The organism is Pseudomonas sp. B21-032 (genome assembly GCF_024748965.1).
GTDB lineage: Bacteria > Pseudomonadota > Gammaproteobacteria > Pseudomonadales > Pseudomonadaceae > Aquipseudomonas.
This window is the reverse complement of record NZ_CP087180.1, coordinates 5,399,693-5,423,242: the sequence shown is the minus strand read 5'-3', so window position 1 is coordinate 5,423,242 and position 23,550 is coordinate 5,399,693. Positions and strand designations below refer to the sequence as shown.

At 62.8% G+C, this 23,550-nt stretch carries 20 protein-coding genes and 1 tRNA gene; 4 read left to right on the top strand and 17 right to left on the bottom strand.

Annotated features, from left to right (window positions below):
• Positions 1-29: 29 nt before the first annotated feature.
• The 3 genes from LOY54_RS25135 to LOY54_RS25125 all read left to right on the top strand — a co-directional run bounded on the left by LOY54_RS25135 (position 30) and on the right by LOY54_RS25125 (position 2,319).
• Positions 30-728 carry an MOSC domain-containing protein gene (locus LOY54_RS25135; protein ID WP_093378892.1) on the top strand — a complete coding sequence of 233 codons (699 nt, stop codon included), beginning with the start codon at positions 30-32 and terminating at the stop codon, positions 726-728.
• Positions 725-1,996 carry an aspartate aminotransferase family protein gene (locus LOY54_RS25130; protein ID WP_258608339.1) on the top strand — a complete coding sequence of 424 codons (1,272 nt, stop codon included), beginning with the start codon at positions 725-727 and terminating at the stop codon, positions 1,994-1,996. The genes LOY54_RS25135 and LOY54_RS25130 overlap by 4 nt, the downstream gene beginning before the upstream one ends.
• A 164-nt stretch (positions 1,997-2,160) precedes the next feature.
• Positions 2,161-2,319: a YqaE/Pmp3 family membrane protein gene (locus LOY54_RS25125; protein WP_003177654.1), complete on the top strand. Its 159-nt coding sequence runs from the start codon at positions 2,161-2,163 to the stop codon at positions 2,317-2,319.
• Positions 2,320-2,355: 36 nt separating this feature from the next.
• Here the strand turns inward: LOY54_RS25125 and LOY54_RS25120 are convergent, their stop codons facing one another.
• The 13 genes from LOY54_RS25120 to panB all read right to left on the bottom strand — a co-directional run bounded on the left by LOY54_RS25120 (position 2,356) and on the right by panB (position 14,719).
• A complete protein-coding gene (locus tag LOY54_RS25120) occupies positions 2,356-4,194 on the bottom strand; it encodes a S9 family peptidase (protein WP_258608337.1) in 1,839 nt (612 codons plus the stop codon).
• The gene (pqqE, locus tag LOY54_RS25115) at positions 4,160-5,320 is read right to left on the bottom strand and encodes a pyrroloquinoline quinone biosynthesis protein PqqE (protein WP_258595143.1); all 1,161 of its coding nucleotides are present in this window, start codon (positions 5,318-5,320) and stop codon (positions 4,160-4,162) included. The genes LOY54_RS25120 and pqqE overlap by 35 nt, the downstream gene beginning before the upstream one ends.
• Positions 5,292-5,567 (bottom strand): pyrroloquinoline quinone biosynthesis peptide chaperone PqqD, encoded by a 276-nt coding sequence (gene pqqD, locus LOY54_RS25110; protein ID WP_045199234.1) that lies wholly within the window; start codon positions 5,565-5,567, stop codon positions 5,292-5,294. Before pqqD ends, pqqE begins: the two co-directional genes overlap by 29 nt.
• Complete coding sequence (gene pqqC, locus LOY54_RS25105) at positions 5,564-6,319, bottom strand: pyrroloquinoline-quinone synthase PqqC (protein WP_038998413.1); 756 nt, start codon at positions 6,317-6,319, stop codon at positions 5,564-5,566. The genes pqqD and pqqC overlap by 4 nt, the downstream gene beginning before the upstream one ends.
• 8 nt (positions 6,320-6,327) lie before the next feature.
• Positions 6,328-7,239 carry a pyrroloquinoline quinone biosynthesis protein PqqB gene (gene pqqB, locus LOY54_RS25100; protein ID WP_045199237.1) on the bottom strand — a complete coding sequence of 304 codons (912 nt, stop codon included), beginning with the start codon at positions 7,237-7,239 and terminating at the stop codon, positions 6,328-6,330.
• Between the two features lie 67 nt (positions 7,240-7,306).
• Entirely contained in the window at positions 7,307-7,378 is a 72-nt protein-coding gene (gene pqqA / locus LOY54_RS25095) for a pyrroloquinoline quinone precursor peptide PqqA (protein WP_008365141.1), read from the bottom strand.
• Positions 7,379-7,545: 167 nt separating this feature from the next.
• Positions 7,546-9,882, bottom strand: coding sequence for a pyrroloquinoline quinone biosynthesis protein PqqF (gene pqqF / locus LOY54_RS25090; protein WP_258608335.1), 2,337 nt, complete (start codon positions 9,880-9,882; stop codon positions 7,546-7,548).
• 38 nt (positions 9,883-9,920) lie between these two features.
• Positions 9,921-10,718, bottom strand: a complete 798-nt coding sequence (locus LOY54_RS25085; RefSeq protein WP_093378922.1) for a carbon-nitrogen hydrolase family protein — start codon at positions 10,716-10,718, stop codon at positions 9,921-9,923.
• A gap of 13 nt (positions 10,719-10,731) precedes the next feature.
• Entirely contained in the window at positions 10,732-12,414 is a 1,683-nt protein-coding gene (locus LOY54_RS25080) for an NAD(P)/FAD-dependent oxidoreductase (RefSeq protein ID WP_258608333.1), read from the bottom strand.
• A 160-nt stretch (positions 12,415-12,574) separates the two neighbouring features.
• Positions 12,575-12,889, bottom strand: coding sequence for a DNA-binding transcriptional regulator (locus LOY54_RS25075; RefSeq protein WP_258608324.1), 315 nt, complete (start codon positions 12,887-12,889; stop codon positions 12,575-12,577).
• A gap of 1 nt (position 12,890) precedes the next feature.
• Positions 12,891-13,229, bottom strand: a complete 339-nt coding sequence (locus tag LOY54_RS25070) for a toxin (protein WP_258608322.1) — start codon at positions 13,227-13,229, stop codon at positions 12,891-12,893.
• 117 nt (positions 13,230-13,346) lie between these two features.
• The gene (locus tag LOY54_RS25065; RefSeq protein ID WP_038998420.1) at positions 13,347-13,808 is read right to left on the bottom strand and encodes an Lrp/AsnC family transcriptional regulator; all 462 of its coding nucleotides are present in this window, start codon (positions 13,806-13,808) and stop codon (positions 13,347-13,349) included.
• A gap of 92 nt (positions 13,809-13,900) precedes the next feature.
• Positions 13,901-14,719 (bottom strand): 3-methyl-2-oxobutanoate hydroxymethyltransferase, encoded by an 819-nt coding sequence (panB, locus tag LOY54_RS25060; RefSeq protein WP_258608320.1) that lies wholly within the window; start codon positions 14,717-14,719, stop codon positions 13,901-13,903.
• Positions 14,720-14,812: 93 nt separating this feature from the next.
• Here panB and LOY54_RS25055 point away from each other — a divergent pair, with 93 nt between their 5' ends.
• Entirely contained in the window at positions 14,813-15,601 is a 789-nt protein-coding gene (locus tag LOY54_RS25055) for a helix-turn-helix domain-containing protein (RefSeq protein WP_258608318.1), read from the top strand.
• 41 nt (positions 15,602-15,642) lie between these two features.
• Here the strand turns inward: LOY54_RS25055 and LOY54_RS25050 are convergent.
• The 4 genes from LOY54_RS25050 to dnaG form a co-directional block, all read right to left on the bottom strand.
• Positions 15,643-15,719 (bottom strand) — tRNA-Ile (locus tag LOY54_RS25050).
• Positions 15,720-15,732: 13 nt separating this feature from the next.
• A complete protein-coding gene (locus LOY54_RS25045; protein WP_258608316.1) occupies positions 15,733-19,476 on the bottom strand; it encodes an EAL domain-containing protein in 3,744 nt (1,247 codons plus the stop codon).
• Positions 19,477-19,604: 128 nt separating this feature from the next.
• Positions 19,605-21,455: an RNA polymerase sigma factor RpoD gene (rpoD, locus tag LOY54_RS25040; RefSeq protein WP_045199259.1), complete on the bottom strand. Its 1,851-nt coding sequence runs from the start codon at positions 21,453-21,455 to the stop codon at positions 19,605-19,607.
• Positions 21,456-21,522: 67 nt separating this feature from the next.
• Positions 21,523-23,493 carry a DNA primase gene (gene dnaG, locus LOY54_RS25035; RefSeq protein ID WP_258608314.1) on the bottom strand — a complete coding sequence of 657 codons (1,971 nt, stop codon included), beginning with the start codon at positions 23,491-23,493 and terminating at the stop codon, positions 21,523-21,525.
• Positions 23,494-23,550: the final 57 nt, after the last annotated feature.

Here is a 23,550-nt window from a genome sequence, read left to right as displayed (position 1 = left end):
TCACAAGGTTTACAGGGCCAGAAGGCGCGATGAATACCGTGTATGTGGATGGCGTTTACATAGGCAAGGCAAAAAACCTCGGGCATGGCTTGTTGACTGATATCGATAAGCAGGAGGTTGCAAGACGCTTGTGGTTATGGCCGCAAGGGTTGGGTAACGACGAACACGGCGACCCACGCTTCCATACCGGCCCCGAACGGGCCTTGCACCACTACCCGGCCGAGCATTACGCCTGGTGGCGGCAACGTTATCCACAGATCGACTGGCGCGCCCCGGGTTTTGGCGAAAACCTCTCGACCCACGGCCTGGATGAACATCAGGTCTGCCTGGGCGACATGTTCCGCTGGGGCGGGGCGCTGCTGCAGATCAGCCAGCCGCGTTCACCGTGCTATCGCCTGAGCCATCGCTGGGGTTTGCCGAACCTGCCGCAACAGGCCCAGGACAGTGGCCGCTGTGGCTGGTTCTACCGGGTGCTCAGGCCTGGTTTCGTCAGCGCCGACGAGCCTTTTGAACTGATTCAACGCAGTTATCCGGGCCTGACCGTGGCCTGGGCGCTACGCACTTTTTACCGTGAACCTCTGGAGCATGCAGGTTTGAAAAAGCTGGTGGATTGTCCGGCCCTCTCGTCTCGCTGGCGCGATATCGCCATCAAGCGCATGCGCACCGGTCAGGTCGAAGACTGGAGCGCGCGTTTGCTTGGTCTGCCGCTCGAGGGGCTGCGCGCATGAACCTGTTCAACCTGCGCCGCCCGGCTCCGGCCGTGGCCGAGCGCAAGATCACTGCGCAACCGGTAGAAGATCTGTCGCGGGAATGCCTGATGCCGGCGGTAGCGCGAGCGCCCCAGGTGTTCGTTCGCGGCCAGGGTTCGTGGTTATGGGACAGTGAAGGCCACGCTTACCTGGACTTCACCCAGGGCTGTGCAGTCAACAGCCTCGGCCACAGCCCCAACGTGCTGGTCAAAGCCTTGGGCAGCCAGGCCCAGGCGCTGATCAATCCGGGTGCCGGTTTTCATAACCGCGGCCTGTTGAATCTGGTCAACCAACTGTGCGAAAGCACCGGCAGCGATCAGGCCTATCTGCTCAACAGCGGCGCCGAAGCCTGTGAAGGGGCGATCAAGCTGGCGCGCAAATGGGGCCAGCTGCATCGCAACGGCGCCTTCCACATCATCACCGCCAGCCAGAGCTGCCATGGCCGCAGCCTGGGCGCGCTGTCGGCTTCCGACCCGTCGCCGTGCAATCGCTGCGAGCCGGGGTTGCCGGGCTTCAGCAAGGTGCCGTTCAACGACCTTGAAGCGCTGCACGCGGCGGTCGACTCGCGCACCGTGGCGATCATGCTCGAACCGATCCAGGGCGAAGCCGGGGTGATTCCGGCGACCCAGGCGTACCTGCAGGGCGTCGAGCGGCTGTGCCGCGAGCTGGGCATCCTGCTGATTCTCGATGAAGTGCAGACCGGCGTCGGCCGCTGCGGGGCGATGCTCGCCGAACAGCTGTACGGCGTGCGTGCCGATATTCTCACCCTCGGCAAGGGCCTGGGTGGCGGCGTGCCCTTGGCGGCCCTGCTGGCCCGTGGCAGCGCCTGCTGCGCCGCGCCCGGCGAGCTGGAAGGCAGTCACCATGGCAATGCACTGATGACTGCGGCAGGCCTGGCGGTATTGCAGACCGTGCTGGAGGCGGGCTTCTTCGAGCATGTGCAAGATTCCGGGCGGCACCTGCGCGATGGCCTGAGCCGGTTGGCCGGCCGCTATGGCCAGGTCGAGGTGCGTGGCCAGGGGCTGCTCTGGGCGCTGCAACTGAGCGAAGACAATGCGGGCGAGCTGGTCCAGGCTGCCTTGCACGAAGGCCTGCTGCTCAATGCCCCGCAAGCCGACGTGTTGCGCTTTTCGCCGGCACTGACGGTGAGCAAGGGCAACATCGACGAAATGCTGTTGCGCCTGGCCCGGGCCTTTGCCCGCGTGCATGCCGCGCAGCAGAACCAGCGACGCGAGGCCACGGCCTGATCAATACATCGCGTTAACGAATTTTCCGAACCGTCTCGCGTTCCTGCGCATCGCCCCGGGCCTGTTGTTTTTGGCTTGGGGCGTTTTTTTGTCTGCTGCCAACGAGTGGAACCCTGGTGCCGCGCTAGAGTCAGTTCTAGTACATCTTTGAAGGGAGCTGCCCAATGGATTTTATTCGCATCATCATCGCCATTCTCCTGCCGCCGCTGGGTGTGTTCCTGCAGGTCGGCTTCGGCGGCGCCTTCTGGCTGAACATCCTGCTGACGTTGCTGGGGTACATTCCGGGCATCGTGCATGCGGTGTATATCATCGCTAAGCGGTGAGGCCAATCGCGGGTCAAGTCGGGTCGCGATAGCGATCTAACTGCCCTCCAGCACCCGCCGATAGAACTTCCATTCCTCTTCCAGCGCATGCGCCAGGTTGCTCGCGGTACGAAAACCGTGACGCTCCGATGGGTAGAAATGCCCTTCGGCGCGAATGCCGTTGGCTTTCAATGCATCCAGCATCGAACGGGTCTGTTCCGGCACCACCACGGCATCCAGCTCACCCTGGAAGAAGATCACCGGCACCTTGATGTTGGCGGCGTGCAGCAACGGCGTGCGCTGCTGGTAACGTTCGGCGTCGACTACCGGGTCGCCGATCAGCCAGTCCAGGTAATCGCCTTCGAATTTGTGCGTGGCGCGGGCCAGCGCCTGGGGGTCGCTGACGCCGTAGAGGCTGGCACCGGCGCGGAATACATCATGGAACGCCAGGGCACAGAGGGTGGTGTAGCCGCCAGCGCTGCCGCCACGGATGAACGCGCGTTGCGGGTCGATCAGCTTGCGTTCGGCCAGGTGCCTGACCACGGCGCAGGCATCTTCGACGTCAATCTCGCCCCAGCGCAGGTGCAGGGCCTGGCGATAGTCGCGGCCATAACTGCTGCTGCCTCGGTAATTGAGGTCGGCCACGGCAAAGCCACGCTGGGCCCAGTACTGGATGCGCGCGTCGAGCACCGGGTAGCAGGCCGAGGTCGGCCCGCCATGGATGAACACCAGCAGTGGCGGCTGCGCCTCACCGTTCATGGCCGGGTAGAAGAAACCATGAGCGAAACCATCGCCACTGGGGTAGCGCAGGGCCTGCGGGCGGCTGATGCGTTCGGCCGGCAGCGGCAAGGCACCGCCTGCCAACACCTGCACCTGATGACTCTGGCGGTTGATGGCGATAACCGCAGGTGGGCTGATGGCCGACGCGGCAATGGCATAGATGTGCTGCTCGTCGAGGTCTAGGCAGCGGAAGCGGTTGTAGTTCGCGCTGTAGTCTTCTACCGAACCGTCGGCATGACAGATGCCTAAACGACTGAAGCCGTTTTCGAACCAGCTGGCCAGGTAGTGTTGCTGATCCAGCGCCAGCCAGGTGCTGGCGCCCAGTTGCCAGGGCGCGCCGGCGTGGTCGGCAGCGGCGGCCGGCAATGCGCTCCAGCCTGCGACGGTTTCGCCCCAGGGTTGCCAATAACCGTTGCGGTCGGACAGGCAATACAAGCGGCCGCCGGCATCAAAATGTGGTTGCTGCAGGGACTGTTGCGGGCCTTGTTCACCAGCGATACAGCGCGGTGTGCTCCAGCGGCCATTGGCCTGGCGCTGGCAACACAGCAACCGGGTTGCGGTCCATGGTTGCTCGGGGCGGCTCCATTCTATCCAGGCCAGGCGCGAGCCATCGGCGCTGAGGGTGGGCGCGGCGTAGAAGTCGGCGCCTTCGGCCAGTACTTCACGGCTGCCCTTGGCGATGGCCACCAGGCGATGCTCCACCGCCCCCGGGCCATGGCTTTCTTCCACTGCCAGTACCTGGCCATTGGCCCAGCGCAGGTCGCCGTAACGTTTCAGACCCTCGGTCAGTGGTTGCGGCAACCCGCCGTCAAGGTCCTGGCAATAGAGCTGCTGGTCGGCCTCGTTGACGAACACCAGGCCATCGTCGCTCAGGCAGAAGCTGCCGCCACCGTATTCATACACCCGGCTGCGCACGCTGAAGCCATTGGGTGTCAGGCAGCGGGCCTGGCCATCGCGCCAGTGCCAGATCCGGCAGGCGCCGTCGCTGGGGCGAAACTCGTTCCAGAACAGGCCTTGGGCGGCAACCCGCAGCTCGGCAAAGTCGGTACCGGCGGCGACCGCCTGTTCGGCGCTGAAGCGCTCAGCCGCGGACAATGACACGGGAGTTTCGCTCATTACGGAAGGTCAGCTCGTCGATGGTCTGATGGGCATGCTCGGCGTCTTCACGCGCCTTGAGGATGATGCCGTGCTCGGCCGACTTGGCGCAAACCGGGTCGGCATTGCTGGCGTCGCCGGTGAGCATGAAGGCCTGGCAGCGGCAGCCGCCGAAGTCTTTCTCCTTTTCGTCGCAGGAGCGGCACGGCTCGGGCATCCAGTCATAACCGCGAAAGCGATTGAACCCGAACGAGTCGTACCAGATGTGCTGCATGCTGTGGTCGCGCACATTGGGAAACTGCACCGGTAACTGCCGGGCGCCATGGCAGGGCAGGGCAGTGCCGTCCGGGGTGACGGTGAGGAACACGCTGCCCCAGCCGTTCATGCAGGCCTTGGGGCGCTCTTCGTAATAGTCCGGGGTGACGAAGATCAGCTTGCACGGGTTGCCGGCGGCTTGCAGTTTGGCCCGGTACTCGTTGGTGATGCGCTCGGCGCGTTCGAGCTGGGCGCGGGTCGGCAGCAGGCCGACGCGGTTCAGGTGCGCCCAGCCATAGAACTGACAAGTGGCCAGTTCAACGAAGTCGGCTTCCAGGGCCACGCACAGCTCGATGATGCGGTCGATCTTGTCGATATTGTGCCGATGGGTGACGAAGTTCAGCACCATCGGGTAGCCATGGGCTTTTACCGCGCGGGCCATTTCCAGCTTTTGCGCGAAGGCCTTCTTCGAGCCGGCCAGCAGGTTGTTCACTTGCTCGTCGCTGGCCTGGAAGCTGATCTGGATATGGTCCAGCCCGGCCTCTTTGAAGGCGGCGATCTTCTGCTCGGTGAGGCCGATGCCGGAGGTGATCAGGTTGGTGTAGTAACCCAGGCGCCGGCCCTCGCCGATCAGTTCGGCCAGGTCCTGGCGCACCAGCGGCTCACCGCCGGAAAAGCCCAGTTGCGCGGCGCCCATCTCCCGCGCTTCGGCCATCACCTTGAACCACTGCGCGGTGCTCAGCTCCTGGCCCTGGGCGGCGAAGTCCAGGGGGTTGGAGCAGTACGGGCACTGCAGCGGGCAACGGTAGGTCAGCTCGGCGAGCAGCCACAGCGGCAGGCCGACGTCAGGTTTTGCCGGCAATTCAGGCAAGGCTGATCCAGTGTTCGGCACGGGCCACCTCCATGAACTGCTCGATGTCGTCACCAAGTTCAGGTACGCCAGGGAACTGCTTGTCCAGCTCGGCGATGATCGCAGCGACATCGCGCTGGCCGTCGATCAGCCCGCCGATCAGCGCAGCGCTGTCGTTGAGCTTGATCATCCCTTCCGGATACAACAGCACATGGCCCTTTTGCGCCGGCTCGTACTGGAAGCGATAGCCCGGGCGCCAGGCCGGAACTTGCGCGCGATTAAAACTCATAGGGCGATTCCTTTGTGCCAGACCCTTTCGCTGGTGACACTGTGATAGGGCGGGCGGTTCAGTTCGTAAGCCATGCTCATGGCATCGAGCATGCTCCAGAGGATGTCCAGCTTGAACTGCAGGATCTCCAGCATGCGCTGCTGGCCTTCAACTGTAGTGTAGTGCTGCAGGGTAATTGCCAGCCCATGCTCGACGTCACGCCGGGCCTGGCCCAGGCGAGTGCGGAAGTACTCGTAGCCGGCCGGGTCGATCCATGGGTAGTGCTGCGGCCAGCTGTCGAGCCGCGACTGATGGATCTGCGGGGCGAACAGCTCGGTCAGCGAACTGCTGGCCGCCTCTTGCCAACTGGCGCGGCGGGCGAAGTTGACGTAGGCATCCACGGCAAAACGCACGCCAGGCAGCACCAGCTCCTGGGAACGCAGCTGGTCCGGGTCGAGACCAACCGCCTGGCCCAGGCGCAGCCAGGCTTCGATGCCGCCGTCTTCGCCAGGGGCGCCGTCATGGTCGAGCAGGCGCTGAATCCACTCGCGGCGGATTTCGCGGTCCGGGCAGTTGGCCAGGATCGCGGCGTCCTTCATCGGGATGTTGACCTGGTAATAGAAACGGTTGGCCACCCAGCCCTGGATCTGCTCGCGGCTCGCGCGGCCTTCATACATCGCCACATGGTAGGGGTGATGAATGTGGTAATAGGCGCCCTTGGCGCGCAGGGCCTGTTCGAATTCGGCGGGGGACAGCGGTTTGGCGTCGCTCATGTCGGCTCCTAGAGGGTGATGCTCATGCCGTCGAAGGCCACTTCGACGCCGCGGCGTACGCATTCGGCGCGTTCGGCCGAATCCTCATCGAGAATCGGGTTGGTGTTGTTGATGTGGATAAGCACCTTGCGCTGGCGCGGGAAGCCTTCCAGCACCTCGAGCATGCCGCCCGGGCCGTTTTGCGCCAGGTGGCCCATCTCGCGGCCGGTGCGGGTGCCGACACCGCGGCGCTGCATTTCATCATCCTCCCAGAGGGTGCCGTCGACCAGCAGGCAGTCGGCGTCGCTCATCATCTGCAACAATTTGCCGTCGACTTGGCCCAGGCCCGGGGCGTAGAACAGCTTGCCGCCGGTGCGCAGGTCTTCGACCATCAGCCCGAGGTTGTCACCCGGGTGTGGGTCGAAGCGGTGCGGTGAGTAGGGCGGTGCGGCGCTACGCAGCGGGAAGGGGGTGAAGCGCAGGTTCGGGCAGGCATCGATGACGAAGCTGCCTTCGAGCTCGATGCGCTGCCATTGCAAGCCGCCGTTCCAGTGGCTGAGCATGGTGAACAGCGGGAAACCAGTGCTCAGGTCCTGATGGACCATGTCGGTGCACCAGACCTGGTGCGGGCAGCCTTCGCGCAGGCTGAGCAGGCCGGTGGTGTGGTCGATCTGGCTGTCGAGCAGGACGATGGCATTGATGCCGGTGTCGCGCAGGGCGCGGGCCGGCTGCATCGGGGCAAAGCTTTGCAGCTGTGCGCGGATGTCCGGCGAGGCGTTGCACAGCACCCAGTGGATGCCGTCGTCAGACAGGGCAATCGATGACTGGGTGCGCGCCGTGGCGCGCAGGCTGCCGTCGCGAAAGCCTTTGCAGTTGGCGCAGTTGCAGTTCCACTGGGGAAAACCGCCACCGGCGGCGGAACCTAGAATCTGGATGTACATGGCCACTCCTGCCGCGTCCTGAAATAAAAACGCCCCGGCGGGCCGAGGCGTTGTACCGCAAGCAGGTTCAGCGGCTTGCGAAATACATGGTCACTTCAAAGCCGATACGCAGGTCAGTGTAAGCAGGTTTGGTCCACATGGGATTACTCCTTCCGGATAGGTCTGGGGGTTGTCAGCTACTTATTTAGTCCACCCTCCAGGTGAGGGGTTCCATAGCCAAGATTGCGCTATCTTACTAAAAAAATACGAACCGAATGGTTAAATCTAAGATAAACGCCGTTACCGGGACGGTAAGAATCGCCTGCATCAGTGCCAGTTTTCGCTGGGCACCGGGCCGTTGGCCAGGCACAGCCAGCCGTGTTCGGCCTGGCTTACCTGGCGGGCCAGGTGCTGCAGTTGGGGCGTTTCGACCGCCAGGATCGCCGCTTGCAGATCGCTCAACTGCGGCTGGCGATGGCCGGCCAGATGCGCCTGCCAGGCCCATTCGGCCACCTCGTTGTTGGTCATCGCCGCTTCGTCGAACTGGGCGGCGAGGGCCTGTTTATCTGCAGGGTTGCAGCTCAGTGTGGCGGGCAGGTTATCGAGCAATGCCTGGATGTGCCCGATGATCTCGGTATGGCTGGCCGATGGCGACTGCACGCCAAGCAGCAGGCCGTTGCAGCCCTCGATCTGTCGGAAGGCGCTGAATACCGCGTAGCCCAGGTTCAGTTCGACCCGCAGGCGCTGATAGAAAGGCCCTTGTAGCTGCTGGGCAAACAGCCGGCCTGCGGCTTGGTCCTCGATCGGGCAGAACAGCAGCAAGGCCTGTTCACTGGCCGCTGGCGGTAGCGTTTGCCAGCGCCGCACAGGTTCGATTGTGGTCGGCAGATGCTTGCCTGCGCATCCTGGCATTGCGCTTAGGGCCTGGTTCAGCAGCGATTGCTGGCTGGCACTGAAGCCGGTCGAAAGTCCAGTCCAGGTTGAATGCTCCCACAACGCATCCAGATCGCTCTGGCTGATTATGCAGGCCGGCAAGGGCTCGTCGACGCGGCGGCCTAGTAGTTGCTCCGGCAACTGCCTGAGCAGCGCGCGGATCGGCATGGTATCGGGCTGCTCGGCAGCGCCAGGTGTCCAGCTCTGGCTGGTCGGCTGCCGCAGGATGGCCAATGCCTGTTCAATCACTGCGCCCACCACGGTGCCATTGCCGGCGCAGCGCAACTGCCAGTATTTGTCGCAGGCGCTCAATTGCACTTGCACCCCAGCCTGCGCAGCCTGTTCACTCAGGGCCTGCAGCGCCCGATCAAGTACCTGCCACAGGCGCCCACGCAAGGCTGAGGTGAGCTGCCAGCGCAGGTAGACCACACCATGCTCGTGCGACGGCGGTAGCAGGGGAGAGATAGTCAGGCCTTCGGGAACGGTGCTGACCGAGAGGGTCTGCGCCTTCACGCTCAGCAACGGATTTGCAGCGGGCAACTGCCAGGCGTGGGTAGGCGTTTTAACCTGGCCGGCGAGCATTGTTTCGAGCAACTGTTCAAGCGCAGCCAAGCCTTGCGCGTCCAGCGCTTCGAAGCGTTGCCCGGTGCTGTCCCGGCGTGCCAGCTCCAGCGCGCTGGCGGCAAGTTCGCGACAACGCTGCAAGCGGGCGTATTCCTGATTGATGCTGCTCAGGTCCGCCGTGCGGAAGAACGCCAGCCAGTCAGTCAACAGCGCCTGGACCTGCGTGGTATCAGCCGTGTCGTTGAGCTTGAAGCCCGCATGCAGCAGCGTCTGGTCGGCAAAGCTGTACAGCGAGGAAAACGCGAAGTGCGCCAGCCAGCCCCGCGCGCGCAAGGTCGCCGGCAAGCCGCCGGGCCGGATGTCGCTCAGCCAGGTAGCGAGAAAATCGACTGCCTGCTCAAAACCTGAGGGGAGTTGCTCGCACGGGTACAGCACATCCAGTTGCCGTTCGTTGTGCATCAACAGCGCAGCCCGGCTATAGAAGCTCGGTGGTAGCGATTGCTGCACTTTTGCCCCGCGACTGAACACCTGGCCGAAGCGATTTGCCAACGCCTGCAGTTCGTCGAGGCTTTGTGGCCCGCTCAGGCTCAAGGTGATTTGCCCGGCCTGGTAGAAGCGCTGGTGAAAGCCGCGCAACGCCGCCTGGAACGCCGGATTTTGAACCTGCAGGCTGTAGCGGTTGCCAGCCTGGAACGCGCTCAGCGGATGTTCGCTGCCCGCAGCCTGAAGCAAGGCAAACTGGTGCTGCGCTTGTGGATTGCGCGACCAGGCAATGAACTCGGCATGGATCACTTCCCGTTCGCGCACTTGCCGCTCAAGGTCGAACTGCGGCTGTGCGAGCATCTGGCACAGTCGCTCAAGCCCCCCGGCAAAAGCCGCGGGCGGTACTTCGAAAAAGAACTCGGTGCTGCGTTCACGGGTGCTGGCGTTGACCTGCCCGCCGTGGTGCTGCACATAGCGCATCAGGCCGTCGTCCAGGGCGAAGCGTTGATTGCCGAGGAAGAACAGATGCTCGAGAAAGTGTGCCAGCCCCGGCCACGCCGGTGGCGCGTCATGGCTGCCGGCCGCTACCCGCACAGCCGCCGCGCAGCGTTTTAGCTGCGGTGCATGGCGCAGGGTGACCTGCAGGCCATTGGCGAGGGTCAGGTTGTGCAGGGCGCTGGGCATGACGACTCCGGGTACAGGCGAACCGTCATGCTAGCGGATTATTGCCGCGGCGTGCTGTAGAGCTCGGGGCGCAGGTCGTGCAGGTAAGGGTTGTTGGCCCGCCCTTGCTGCACTCGCTGCAGGTCGAGGTCGGCGCTCAGCAGCGCGCTGTCACGACCGGCCATGGCCAGGATGCTGCCATCCGGGCCAACGATGCTGCTCTGCCCGCAGTAGTGGATTTCGCCTTCGCTGCCGCAGTAGTTGGCGTACGCCAGGTAGCACTGGTTCTCGTAGGCGCGGGCGCGCACGGTGACCTGGGCAATGAAGTCGAAGGGCACCATGTTCGCCGTCGGCACCAGGATCAGTTCGGCACCGGCCAGGGCCAGGCGCCGGGCGTTTTCCGGGAACTCGATGTCGTAGCAGATCAAAAAGCCCAGGCGCCAGCCGTTGAGCTCGACCACCGGAAAGTGATCGGGCCCCGGGCTGAACATCGCCCGGTCGAGGCCACCGAACAGGTGGGTCTTGCGGTAGTTGCACAGGCTGCTGCCGTGGGCGTCGATCAACTGCACGCTGTTGAAGATCTGCCCGTCCTCGGCCAGCTCCGGGTAGCCGTAGGCAATGGCGATGCGGTTGCTCTGGGCGATCTCCACCACGGCCATGGCCGAGGGGCCGTCTTCGGCTTCGGCCAGGCGCGCGACGGCTTCGCTGCCGATGTTGTAGCCGCTCAGGAACATCTCCGGGCATACCAGCAGTTCGGCGCCGCGGGCAGCGGCCAGTTGCGCCTGCTGGTGCAGGCGCTCGAGGTTGCCGGACAGGTCCAGCGGTTGCGGTTCGCCTTGGAACAGGGCGATGCGCATGGCGATTCTCCCGTCAGTCGGCCAGGGCGATCGGGCCGATTTCATTGAACACGTCGCCCGGGCCTGGGTTGTCCGGGTGGGTCTGGCCACCGAAGTGATTGATGATACCCCACACCGCATTGAGCGACGTTTGCACCGCGCCTTCGACCCAGGCCGGGGTCCACGACACATCGTCACCGGCAATGAAGATGCCGCGCTGCTCGGCCGGCATGTCCTGCTGCATGAAGTGCGCGTACATGCGCTGGTTGTAGCGGTAATGGCCGGGCAGGGCGCCCTTGAAGGCGCCAAGGAAGTGCGGGTCGGCTTCCCACGACACGGTGATCGGGTCGCCGATGATGTGCCCGGCGATATCGACTTTCGGGTAGATCTTCTTCAGCGCATCGAGGGCCAGCTTGACGCGCTTTTCCACTGGGTGCGGGAGCATTTTCAGCGCATCGCTCATCCACGAGTACGACAGGCAGATCACCCCCGGCTTGTCGTCGCCGTTGTCGAACAGGTAGGTGCCGCGGGTCAGGCGGTCGGTCAGGGTCATGCTCATCAGGTCGCGGCCGGTATCTGGATCCTTGTCCTTCCAGAACGGCCGGTCGACCATGACGAAGGTCTTCGACGACTGCATGTAGCGGGTACGGTCCAGGGCCATCCACATCTTCTGCGAGAACAGCGATTCTTCGCACTCGATCTGGGTGGTCAGCAGCCAGCTCTGGCAGGTGGTCAGCACCGCGGCGTAGTGGCGGGTGTCGCCCCAGGTGTCGGTTACCGCCAGGCGCCCGTCGCTGTCGCGGGCAATGCTTTTCACCCCGGCACGTGGCGCGCCGCGGTGTAGCGAGCTGAGGCTGGTGCCGGCCGGCCAGTGCGCGCAACGCTCCGGCACATGGCGCCAGATGCCCAGCGGCACTTGCTCGACGCCGCCAACTACCAGGTGCTGGTGATCGTCGCAGTTGGTCATCACCACGCGGAAGATTTCCAGCATCGAATTGGGGAAGTCCGAGTCCCAGCCACCGGTGCCGAAACCGACCTGGCCGAACACCTCGCGGTGCAGGAAGCTGAGCTTGGCGAAGGCTTTTGAGGTGGCGACGAAGTCGTAGAAGGTGCGGTCGTCCCACAGCGGTACCAGGGTGTTCCACAGCTCTTTTAGGCGTGGTACATCGCGGTCGCGTATGGCTTGCTGGATGTCGCCGAAGCGGGCGCCGTCTTCCAGGGCATCGGCCCAGGCGTCGGCAACCTCCTGGAACAACTTGGGCAAATCGGAGAGTTTTTCCGCGTAGTGGGTCTGGCCTTCGAGGTCGATTACCGTGCTGCCCGACGCTGGGGTCAGCGGGTTGGGAAAGGGCTTGGTTTCAAGGCCGAGCTTGTCGACATAGTGGTAGAACGCCGTCGACGACACCGGAAAGCGCATGCCACCCAGCTCGGCGATGATCCCGTCGCTGCCTTCGAAGGCTTGCGAGCGCAGGCGCCCACCCATTTTCGAAGCTTCGTAGACCACAGGCTTGAGGCCCAGCTTCATCAGCTCGAAGGCCGCCACCAGCCCGGCGATACCGGCACCGACAATCGCCACTTCCTCTCCATGGCGCGCCGCCGGGATGCTACCCAAGCCGGCCGGGTGCTCGATCCAGTCGTCAAAGGCAAAAGGAAAATCCGGGCCGAAAATGGTGATGGGTTTCTTGCCGTCGGCGGGGTGACGATTGTTCTTGTTCATAAGTGACCTTGCCAGGCGCTGCGCGGGGTGCGGAGCTTGAGTATAGAAAAAACACTGGCGGTCATTTTAGGGGGTGGGGGTTACGTAATTAAGATGCAGAGTGTCGTCGTTATGATTTGATGTAAGTCATTTTGACGATACTGATTGGCTAAATGACGAATCAGGCCAGCGCAGCCAGGTGCTCCACGGTTTCAGGGAATTTTTCTACCAGGCGAATCAGCGTCATTGCCTGGGCATTGGGGCGAGCCCGACCCTGTTCCCAGTTTTCCAGGGTACGGGCATTGGTGCGCAGGTACATGGCAAACACCGCGCGAGACATGTTCAAGCGTTCGCGAATAGCCACAAGCTCTTCGGCCGAGACGTCCATCAACTCGGCGAGCTGTACTTTATGCGAGCGCAGGGTCAGCTTGCCCTGGCGCTCCTGGGCAAGGGCATCGAAGCCTTCGTTCAGTTCGGAAAAAACATCGCGTTTCATTTTATCTCCTCGCTTCGATTTGCAGATCGAGCATCTGTTTGAGCGAATGGCGTTGCGCAGGGCTCAGGTCGTCCAGTTGATCCTTGCCGTACAAGGTGAACAGCCAGAACTGTTGGCCGTTGCTCCACCAGTAATAGATGACTCGGATTCCACCGCGCTTGCCCTTGTGCCGCTGATCATCAGCAAAGCGAACTTTGCGCAAGCCCCCGGTCCCCTGGATGACTGAGCCAGCCTGGGGATTGAGCAACAACACGAACTGCAAGGCCCTCATCGCCTCGTCATCCAGGTAGTCACTGCGATAGCGCGCAAAGGCCGGTAGTTCAACGAAAAGTGCTTCCATGATTTGTACGTTACCTGCGTATAGTTTGTGGCTATCAAGCCTTGCCGTCAAGCGACGGGCCTGTAACCAGCCTATACGTGCAGCCGCGATGCATCCGGGGGATGATTGCCTGGTGTGTCAAACCGGTTGCCCGCGATCCACCTTGCTGCTGAGGATGATCGAGGTGGTGGTTTTTTCCACGCCTTCAACGCTGCCGATCTGGTCGAGCAACTGGTCCAGTTGCTCGGGCGAGTCGCTGCGCAGCCAGGCGACGTAGTCGAATTCGCCGCTGACCGCGCACAACTGCTGCACCTGGCCCATGGCGCTCAGGCGCCGCACCACGTCCTTGCCCGAACGCGGTTGTACCTTGATCCCGACATAGGCCTGCAGGCCACCATCGATCAGGCGCTGACCCAGGCGCACGCCGTAGCCGCTGATGACCTTGGTCTTTTCCAGGCGGGCCAGGCGCGAGGTTACCGTGGTGCGCGCGATACCCAGTTGCCGGGCGAGCGTGGCGACGCTTTCACGGGCGTTGATCTGCAGCAGCGAAATCAGTTGGCGATCGATTTCGTCGAGGGCGACGGGGCGGCTGTCGGACATGGGTACTCTCTGGCAAGAGCCGCTTTGCGCGGCTCATGGAATAAGCGCGATAGCCTATCCATTGCCCTCACCCTTGGGCAAGGCGTCTGTGCTCAGCACGCCTTGAAGCAGTGCTCGGCCTGGGGGAAGCTGCCGTCGCGTACTTCCCGGGCATAGGCGGCCAATGCCTGGGCAATCTGCGGCTGAAGGTCGGCAAAGCGTTTGACGAAGCGCGGTTGGTATTCACCGAACAAACCCAGCAGGTCCTCGGTGACCAGCACCTGGCCATCGCAGGCAGGCGAAGCGCCGATGCCGATGGTGGGGATTGTCAGCTCTTCGCTCACGCGGCGTGCCAGGGGTTCGGCGATGCCTTCGAGCACTACCGAAAAGGCACCGGCGGCCTGCATGGCCAGGGCATCCTGGCGCACTTTGGCGGCGCCCTGGTCGTCGCGGCCCTGGGCCTTGAAACCTCCCAGGCAGTTGACCTGTTGCGGCATCAGGCCGACATGGGCCATGACCGGAATCCCACGGCGGGTGAGAAATTCCACGGTCTCGGCCAGCTCTTCACCGCCCTCAAGCTTGACGCCCTGGGCACCTGTCTCGCGCAGCAGCCGGGCGGCGCTGAGGAAGGCCTGTTCGGGTGAGGCCTGATAGCTGCCAAAGGGCAGGTCGATGACCACGCAAGCGCGCTGGGAGCCGCGCATCACTGCCTGGCCATGGGCAATCATCATCTCCAGGCTGACTCCCAAAGTGCTGGGCAGGCCATATAGCACCATGCCCACCGAGTCGCCGACGATAATCACGTCGGCTTCGGCATCTACCCAACGCGCCATCGGCATGCTGTAGGCGGTCAGCACCACCAGGTTGCCAGCGCCCTTGCGTTGCTGGATGGCGGGCACGCTCAAACGGTTTTCACGCACATGGCTGCTCATCGGTCTCTCCTTGGGTTGTTCAACGAAGCCGGGCGCAGGCTACCATCGGCCTTCGTCGGCTCACTTGAGCAAAGGAGACAGGCATTGCCGCCAATGAGACAAAGCAGTGAAGTACCGCCGTTGCCGGACTTCCAGCAACTGCCGGGGCCGGTTTACCGGCGCATGTTTGCCATTCCGGCCGGCCATCGCGTGCAATTGCACAGACACCCCTGGGTACAGTTCACCTACGCCAGCGCCGGGATCATGCAAGTGGTCACCGAGCAGCACAGCTACCTGCTGCCGCCGCAATGTGCGTTGTGGATACCGGCGGGGGTCGAGCACACCGCCTACAGCGACCAGGCCATCGAGTTTCGCGGGCTGTACCTGGATGACTCGCTGCTCAATGGCTACCAGCGTCCTTGCGGTGTGGTGCAAGTCACGCCGCTGGTACGCGAGCTGATCGCCAAGGCCAACAGCTTTGCACCGCAATACCCTGCCCAAGGCGCCCAGGCGCGGCTGTTGCAGGTGCTGGTCGATGAGTTGCGCGAGCTGCCCGAAGCGCCGTTCGGCCTGCCGCTGCCCAGTGATCCGCGCCTGCGCCGAATCAGCGAAGCCTTGCAGGCCAACCCGGCCGACAACCGCAGCATTGAAGACTGGGCGCAGCAGGTGGGGGCTTCGCGGCGCACCCTGGTGCGGTTGTTCCAGGCCCAGACGCAGTTGTCGTTCAGGGAATGGCGCCAACGCTTGCGCCTGTTGGCGGCCTTGCCGTTGCTGGCGCAAGGCATGAGCGTCACGGCGCTGGCCAATGAGCTGGGCTACGACTCGGTGTCGGCGTTCATCGCCTTGTTCCAGCGCCACTACGGCAAGACCCCAGGCCTGTGGGCGGCAGAATTGCGCAGCTGACAGCGGGCACAAAAAAACCGCGCCATGCGCGGTTTTTTGTTTGGTGGGCCCAGCAGGACTCGAACCTGCGACCAAGGGATTATGAGTCCCCTGCTCTAACCAACTGAGCTATAGGCCCCAGTGGACGCGGATTATAACGAGGGTTTCCGGGCTGTGCTATCCGAAAGATCTGAAAGTGCTATGCGAAGGAAGCTCGCGGCAAATTCTTCGGCCGGCAGCGGCAGGCTGACGATGTAGCCCTGGATCTGCTCGCAGCCTTCGGCAGCGAGGAACTGCTGCTGAGCCTGGCTTTCCACCCCTTCGGCGATGATGGTCAGTTGCATGCTGCGGCCCAGGGCGATGATGGCGCGGGCAATAGCCGCATCATGAGGGTCGTCGGGCAGGCCGCGGATGAACGACTGGTCGATCTTGAGGATATCCAGCGGCAGGCGCTTGAGGTAGCTCAGCGACGAGTAGCCGGTGCCGAAGTCGTCGATCGCCAGTTGCACGCCCAGGTGCTTGAGTTGATGGAGGATGGCCAGGGCTTCTTCGGCCTGGCTCATGATGAAGTTCTCGGTGATTTCCAACTGCAGGTCACCGGCCTTGAGCTGGTGGGTCTTGAGCAGTTGTTCGATGCGTTTGACCAGGCTTGGCTGGCGCAACTGAGCGCCGGCGAGGTTGACCGACAGCGGGCCGAACGCCAGGTAGTTATGCTTCCAGACCTGCATTTGCCGGCAGGCTTGTTCCAGTACCCAGTCGCCCAGTTGCAGGATCATGCCGTTCTCTTCGGCCAGTGCAATGAAGTGCTCCGGCGGGACGTCGCCGAACGTCGGGTTGGTCCAGCGGATCAGCGCTTCGGCGCCGACCAGGCTCTGGGTCTTGAGGCTGAACTTGGGCTGGTAGCACAGGCTCAGTTCATTGCGCTCGATGGCCCGGCGCAGTTCGTGCTCCAGGGCGATGCGCTCGCTGGCCTGGGCGGTGAGGTCGCGGGTGTAGGACTCGACCCGATTGCGCCCCTTGGCCTTGGAGCGGTACATGGCGGCGTCGGCGTTGCGGATCAGCGAGGCGACGTCGGTGCCGTCCTGTGGATAAAGGCTGGTGCCGATGCTGGCGCTGGTGAAGAACTCATGTTCGCCAGCCTGGAACGGTGCGCCGAAGCAGGCCAGCAGTTTGTGCGCGATGTGCTCGGCATCACTGGGCTGGTGCAGGCCGGGCAGGAGGATGATGAACTCGTCGCCGCCCAGGCGTGCGACGGTATCGATGTCGCGCACCTGTTCCTTGAGCCGCTGGGCGATGCCTTTAAGCAACAGGTCGCCGACCGGATGGCCGAGGCTGTCGTTGATGTGCTTGAAGCGATCGAGATCGAGAAACAGCACCGCGCCTTGGCGCTTGGAGGCCTGGGAACAGTTGAGCGCGGCCTGCAGGCGGCTTTCGAACAGGGTGCGATTGGGCAGGCCGGTCAGCGGGTCGTGATGGGCCTGGTAATCGAGCTTGGCCTGGGCGTGCTTGAGGCTGGAGATATCGGCGAACACCGCGACAAAGTGAGTGATGGCGCGCTCGCTGTTGCGCACCGCGCTGATGGTCAGCCAACTGGGGTAAACCTCGCCGTTCTTGCGCCGGTTGTGGATTTCGCCCTGCCAATGGCCCTCGGCCGTCAGTTGGTGCCACATGGCCACATAGAAGGCGCTATCGTGCTGGCCGGAGGCGAGCAGCCGTGGGGTCTGACCCAGCGCTTCAAACTCGCTGTAGCCGGTGATTTCGCTGAAGGCGCGGTTGACCGCACTGATGCGCTGGTCGATGTCGGTGATCAACACGCCTTCGGCGGTGTTCTCGAATACGGTGGCGGCCAGTTGCAGTTTTTCCTGCATCAGATGGCGCTCGGTGATGTCGCGGGCGATGGTCAGCATGCAATCGACCCCGGCAATCGGCAGCGGCCTGGCTGACAGTTCGCACAGGCGGATCTGGCCGTCGCTGCGGCGGATATGGCAGCTGAAATCACGCACGAAGCCGTCGCGCTGGAGCATGTCCAGCAGCCGCCGGCGCTCGTTGAGGTCGACCCAGATACCCAGATCCAGCGAGGTGTGGTCCAGCGACATGTGGGTGTCGTAGCCGGTCAGGCGGCAGAAGCCTTCGTTTACTTCGATCAGCAACCCGTCACTCTGGCGCGACAGCAACAGGCCGTCGGGGGAGGCGTGGAAGGCCTTGGCGAACTTCTCTTCGGAGGTCTGCAGCTGCTCCTGGGTTTCTTTCAGCTGGCTGATGTCGCGTACTGCCACTACCAGCGCCGGCGTGCTGTCGAGCTGGAAGGTCTCGGCGGAAGTCAGGCCGGTGAACAGCTGGCCGTTGCTGCGCCGGAAGAGCATTTCCAGGTTGCGGATGCTGCCTGCCTGCAAGCGCTTGAGCAGGTCCGGGCCAACGCCGTCGATGCCCCAGATGTTCAGCTCGGTGGCGGTGCGGCCCAGCACTTGCGCCGGGCTCAGGCCGATCTGTTCTTCAAAGGCCTCGTTGACTTCCAGCAGGCAGCCGTCGCTCATCCGGGCGATCACCAGGATATCCGGGCACTGCTGAAACACCGAGGCGAACTTCTGCTCCGACAGGCGCAGGGCTTCTTCGGCGTTCTTGGTTTCGCTGATGTCGATCATCAGCCCACGCATCACTGGTTTGTGCCCGTGTTCGATGAGGCTGACGATATCGCGCACCCACAGGCTGCGGCCGTCGGCGCGGATTACGCGGTAATCAAGGCTGTGATCGCGGCCGGCGGCGGTTTCGCTGTCGCAATAGGCCTGGGCCCAGAGGGCGTCGTCGGGGTGGATGATGCTGCGCCAGAAGCCCGGGCGCAGCCACTGGTTCAACGGGTAGCCGAGCAGGTCTTCGGCATGGGGCGAGACGTAGCTGTAGGTGAAGTCGTTGGCGTCGGCTTCCCAGGCAATGGCCGAAAGGCTTTCGACCAGGCCGCGGTAGTGGTATTCGCTGCTGCGCAGTTCCTGCTCAAGGGCGATGCGCCGGGAAATCTCCGAGCTCAGGCGGCGGTTGACGCGGATCACCGCAGCAAGGATGGCGATCATCAGCAGCAGGGCGGGCAGGCCGTAGATCAGCAGGTCGTACCACAGCGTGCGGTGGTCAAGCACTTTGCCGACCCAGCGCTCCTGGATATTGCTGATTTCGCCGGGGCTCATGTCGGCCATGACCTTGTCGAGAATGCCGACGAGGATCTTCTGTTCCCGTGGCACTGCCATGGCCAGCTGATAGCGGTAGGGCGTTTCGCCGCTGACGTACAGGCCTTCGAGCTTGAGCTGGCGCAGGCTCCAGATGCTCGAGGCAAGGTCGCCCACCACGGCATCCACTTCATCGGTGGCCAGGGCCTGCAGCGCCGAGCTGACATTGGGCAGGGCCACCAGGTTGAGGTCCGGGTGGTGGGTGCGCAACAGCTCGTGGGGCGCGTAGTTTTCCACCACGGCGATCTTCAGGCCGTAGAGGTCCTTGATGGTCCGTGGTTGCGGCCCGCCATCATGGGCGAGGATGACGATCGGAAAATCCAGGTACGGGCGGGTGAAGGCCAGAAAGCTCTGGCGCTCTGGGGTCGACATGATACCGGGCAGCAGATCGAGCTTGTTCTGCCGGGCCTGCTCGAGCACGGCAGTCCAGCTGATCGGCTCGATCGGCTTGAACTGCACGTCCAGGCGGTCCTGGATAAGGGCAATGTAGTCGGCGGCCAATCCCTGGTAGCGACCGTCCTGGTCCCGGTATTCAAAAGGTGGCCAGGATGCATCGACGCCCAGGCGCAGCTGCGGGTGTGCGCTGAGCCAGGCTTGTTCTTCCTCAGTCAGGGTCAAGGCGCCGGCAGTTGCACTCCAGACGAGCAGGAGAGCCAACAGAAGGGCCGGCATTCGGGGCATAACGGCCTCGTCACACAGGTGGATTGATTCGAGTGTAGACGGGCATTTCAGCAGCGGGGTAGTGGGCAAAGGCTGAAAAGCGCCGTTCGCCGGAAAAGAAAAACCCCGGCCTGGGCCGGGGTTTGTCATCACTCGTCGAGGAAAGAGCGCAGATGCTCGCTTCGCGTCGGATGGCGCAGCTTGCGCAGCGCCTTGGCTTCAATCTGACGGATCCGCTCGCGGGTCACGTCGAATTGTTTGCCGACCTCTTCGAGGGTGTGATCGGTGTTCATGTCGATACCGAAACGCATGCGCAGCACCTTGGCTTCGCGTGCGGTCAGACCGGAGAGCACGTCACGGGTCGCTTCCTTGAGGCTTTCGACCGTGGCCACATCGATTGGCGACTGCATGGTCGAGTCTTCGATGAAGTCACCCAGGTGCGAATCTTCGTCGTCACCGATCGGGGTTTCCATGGAGATCGGCTCTTTGGCGATCTTCAATACCTTGCGGATCTTGTCCTCAGGCATTTCCATGCGCTCACCCAGCTCTTCCGGGGTCGGTTCGCGACCCATTTCCTGCAACATCTGCCGGGAAATACGGTTGAGCTTGTTGATCGTCTCGATCATGTGCACCGGAATACGGATGGTGCGGGCCTGGTCGGCGATCGAACGGGTGATCGCCTGGCGAATCCACCAGGTGGCATAGGTCGAGAACTTGTAACCACGACGGTATTCGAACTTGTCCACCGCCTTCATCAGGCCGATGTTGCCTTCCTGGATCAGGTCGAGGAACTGCAGGCCGCGGTTGGTGTACTTCTTGGCGATCGAGATAACCAGACGCAGGTTGGCCTCGACCATTTCTTTCTTGGCGCGACGAGCCTTGGCTTCACCGATCGACATGCGACGGTTGATGTCCTTGATCTCGGCGATGGTCAGGCCGGTTTCGCTTTCGAGGTCGATCAGCTTCTGCTGGCAGGCCACGATGGCGTCGCTTTTCTCACCCAGGGCAGCCGCCCATTTGGTGCTGCGCTTGGCCAGGTCGCTGGCCCAGGTCTGGTCGATTTCGTTGCTCGGGAACAGGCGCAGGAAGTCGGCACGTGGCATGCGCGCGTCACGGACGCACAGTTGCATGATGGCGCGTTCTTGCTGACGCAGGCGGTCCAGGGCGCTACGAACGCGCTCAACCAGGGCTTCGAACTGCTTCGGTACCAGCTTGATCGGCATGAACAGCTCGGCCAGATCAAGCATCGCCTTGAGGCTGTCCTTGTGGCTGCGGCCGTTCTTCTTCAGTACCTTGAGGGTAGCGTTGAGCTGATCCTGGACGGCACCGAAGCGCTGTTGCGCGACGACCGGATCCGGACCGCTTTCGACTTCTTCCTCTTCGTCGCTGCTTTCCTCTTTCTCTTCCTCGTCGTCGTCAGCATCGGCCTTGGCCGGGGCTTTCGGGTCGATCGGCGGCGGCACCTCGGCCGGCGGCGCGATGCCGTCGTCCGGGTCGATGTAACCGCTGAGAACGTCGGACAGGCGGCCACCTTCGGTGGTGACGCGATCGTACTCGGAGAGGATGTGCTCGACAGTACCCGGGAAGTGGGCGATAGCACCCATGACTTCACGAATACCTTCTTCGATCCGCTTGGCGATTTCGATTTCGCCTTCGCGGGTCAGAAGCTCGACGGTACCCATTTCACGCATGTACATGCGCACCGGGTCAGTCGTGCGACCAATATCGGTTTCCACAGCCGCCAACGCTGCGGCGGCTTCTTCAGCTGCGGCTTCGTCGGTGTCGGCTTCGGCCAACAAAAGGGCATCCGCATCCGGAGCACTCTCGAATACGTTGATCCCCATGTCGTTGATCATGCGGATGATGTCTTCCACCTGCTCCGGATCTGAAATATCCTCTGGCAGGTGGTCGTTGACCTCCGCGTAAGTCAGGTAGCCCTGCTCACGACCGCGGGTGATCAACTCTTTGATGCGAGACTGCTGTTGCGCTTTTCCGGACATAACACCCTATCCACTGAAGGTCTTGGCGGGCAAAAAACAAGCCGAGGATTATACCCGAGCTAGGACCTCACGCGCCAGTTGAGGTCGGGGTTTGTGCGGGAACATTACGGCTTAACAGGTCACGCAGCTGATTTTTTTCCTCTGCGCTCAAGTCACTTTGACGTGCTTTCCTGAGCAGATGTTCCAGGCTGCGCTCGCGTTGGCGAGCGGACAAGCTAGTTATGGTGTCGAAAAACTGTTGTTCAAGGTTATCGGCATCGATCAGCCATTCCTTTTCTGCCAATGCCCTTAGCAGGCGGCCCTGTTCGGTGCCATGCCAGCGGGCGATCAGCTGTAGTGAGCGTAGCTCAGGATTCTTTTGCAACGCCTCGAGCAGGGCTACCAGCAGCTGGGCATAGACGTGTTCTTCGGCCGCCAGCTGGCTGGCATCTTCGACCTTTTTCGCCAGTTGCGGGTGATGCAGCAAGGTGCGCAGGGCGCTCAAGGTCGGCGGTTCTACCGAGGTCGGCACCCGTGGTGGCGCATCCTGGCGCTGGTCATTGCGCTCCCAGGGCTTGCCCTTCTTGTCCCAGGGTTTGCCGTCCCACTTTTTCTTGCCGCCCTTGTTCGGTGTCCACTGCTGTTGTGGCGCGGCGTACTCGGGCTGGTGAAAATCAGCGTAATCCGGTGTGTAGTCGGGAATCGCGTCGTAATCGATGCCCGGGTCGTAACTGGGTGGAGCTTCAACCGGTGCAGTGTGCGCCAGTTGTTCGACCTGCTGGTTGTCCAGGCCGGTGATTTCCTTGAGGCGGTTGCGCATCAAGGCGCGAAGATTCGCCCCGGGCACTTTTTCGATCAACGGTGCAGCGAGGGTGGCCATGTGTGCCTTGCCCTCGAGCGAGCGCGGGTCAGCTTCCTCGGTCAACTGCTGGAAAAAATAATCGGCCAGCGGCTGCGCATGCTGATTGATGCGCGCGCGGAAGGCATCAGTGCCTTCGGCGCGTACCAGGGTGTCGGGGTCTTCGCCTTCGGGCAAAAACAGAAAGCGCGCTTTGCGCCCGTCCTGCAGGCTCGAAAGCGTTGCTTCCAGGGCGCGCCAGGCAGCATTGCGGCCGGCCTGGTCGCCGTCAAAACAGAACAGCACGCTCGGCACCACGCGAAACAGACGCTTGAGGTGCTCTTCGCTGGTGGCCGTGCCCAGGGTTGCCACCGCGTTGCGCAAGCCTTGCTGCGCGAGGGCGATGACGTCCATGTAGCCTTCGACCACGATGATCTCGTCGAGGTTGCGGTTGAACTTGCGCGCCTCGTACAGCCCGTACAGCTCCTGGCCCTTGTGGAACACCGGGGTTTCCGGGGAGTTGAGGTACTTGGGCTTGTCGTCGCCCAGAACCCGGCCGCCGAAGGCGATGACCCGGCCACGGCTGTCGCGGATCGGAAACATCACCCGGTCACGGAAGCGGTCGTAGCGCTTGCCGGACTCGGCGTTCTCGATCAGCAGGCCGGCATCAATCATGGCCTTTTGCTGCAAGGTATCGCTGCTCAAGTGTTTGAACAGGTTGTCCCAGCCAGGCGGGGCAAAGCCCAGGCCGAAGTCGCGGGCGATCTCGCCGGACAGGCCGCGGCCCTTGAGGTAGTCGACCGCGGATTTGCGCGTCGGATGGCTGCGCAGCGCCTGGCGATAAAATTCGGCGGCGGCTTCAAGCAGCGGGTACAGCGGTGAATCGACTGGTTGCCGGGGTTTGTGACCACGCCCGCTTTCTTCGCGGGGGATCTCCATGCCGGCGGCCTTGGCCAGTTCCTCGACGGCCTGGGGGAAATCCAGGTTGTCGTGGTCCATGATGAAGCCAAGGGCGTTGCCGCCTGCGCCGCATCCGAAGCAGTAATAGAACTGTTTGTCGGGGCTGACGCTGAAGGACGGGGTCTTTTCTTTGTGGAACGGGCAGCAGGCCGTGAGGTTCTTGCCAGCTTTTTTCAGCTGCACGCGCGAACTCACCACATCGACGATGTCGGTACGGTTGAGCAGGTCGTCGATAAAACTCTGGGGAATCAGCCCGGCCATGGCACTCTCATCATCAGGCGATAAGCAAGTGTAATCGCTAATGCGGCGGGAACGGCT

Coding starts and splice junctions, on each gene's coding strand:
- LOY54_RS25055 (WP_258608318.1), top strand. CDS start 14,813: ATGAGACAAAGCAGTGAAGTACCGCCGTTGCCGGACTTCCAGCAACTG.
- pqqC (WP_038998413.1), bottom strand. CDS start 6,319: ATGAGCGACGCCAAACCGCTGTCCCCCGCCGAATTCGAACAGGCCCTG.
- LOY54_RS25085 (WP_093378922.1), bottom strand. CDS start 10,718: ATGCGCATCGCCCTGTTCCAAGGCGAACCGCAACCGCTGGACCTGTCC.
- pqqB (WP_045199237.1), bottom strand. CDS start 7,239: ATGTACATCCAGATTCTAGGTTCCGCCGCCGGTGGCGGTTTTCCCCAG.
- LOY54_RS25075 (WP_258608324.1), bottom strand. CDS start 12,889: ATGAAACGCGATGTTTTTTCCGAACTGAACGAAGGCTTCGATGCCCTT.
- rpoD (WP_045199259.1), bottom strand. CDS start 21,455: ATGTCCGGAAAAGCGCAACAGCAGTCTCGCATCAAAGAGTTGATCACC.
- panB (WP_258608320.1), bottom strand. CDS start 14,719: ATGAGCAGCCATGTGCGTGAAAACCGTTTGAGCGTGCCCGCCATCCAG.
- LOY54_RS25135 (WP_093378892.1), top strand. CDS start 30: ATGAATACCGTGTATGTGGATGGCGTTTACATAGGCAAGGCAAAAAAC.
- LOY54_RS25070 (WP_258608322.1), bottom strand. CDS start 13,229: ATGGAAGCACTTTTCGTTGAACTACCGGCCTTTGCGCGCTATCGCAGT.
- LOY54_RS25120 (WP_258608337.1), bottom strand. CDS start 4,194: ATGAGCGAAACTCCCGTGTCATTGTCCGCGGCTGAGCGCTTCAGCGCC.
- pqqD (WP_045199234.1), bottom strand. CDS start 5,567: ATGAGTTTTAATCGCGCGCAAGTTCCGGCCTGGCGCCCGGGCTATCGC.
- LOY54_RS25065 (WP_038998420.1), bottom strand. CDS start 13,808: ATGTCCGACAGCCGCCCCGTCGCCCTCGACGAAATCGATCGCCAACTG.
- LOY54_RS25130 (WP_258608339.1), top strand. CDS start 725: ATGAACCTGTTCAACCTGCGCCGCCCGGCTCCGGCCGTGGCCGAGCGC.
- dnaG (WP_258608314.1), bottom strand. CDS start 23,493: ATGGCCGGGCTGATTCCCCAGAGTTTTATCGACGACCTGCTCAACCGT.
- LOY54_RS25080 (WP_258608333.1), bottom strand. CDS start 12,414: ATGAACAAGAACAATCGTCACCCCGCCGACGGCAAGAAACCCATCACC.
- LOY54_RS25125 (WP_003177654.1), top strand. CDS start 2,161: ATGGATTTTATTCGCATCATCATCGCCATTCTCCTGCCGCCGCTGGGT.
- LOY54_RS25045 (WP_258608316.1), bottom strand. CDS start 19,476: ATGCCCCGAATGCCGGCCCTTCTGTTGGCTCTCCTGCTCGTCTGGAGT.
- pqqF (WP_258608335.1), bottom strand. CDS start 9,882: ATGCCCAGCGCCCTGCACAACCTGACCCTCGCCAATGGCCTGCAGGTC.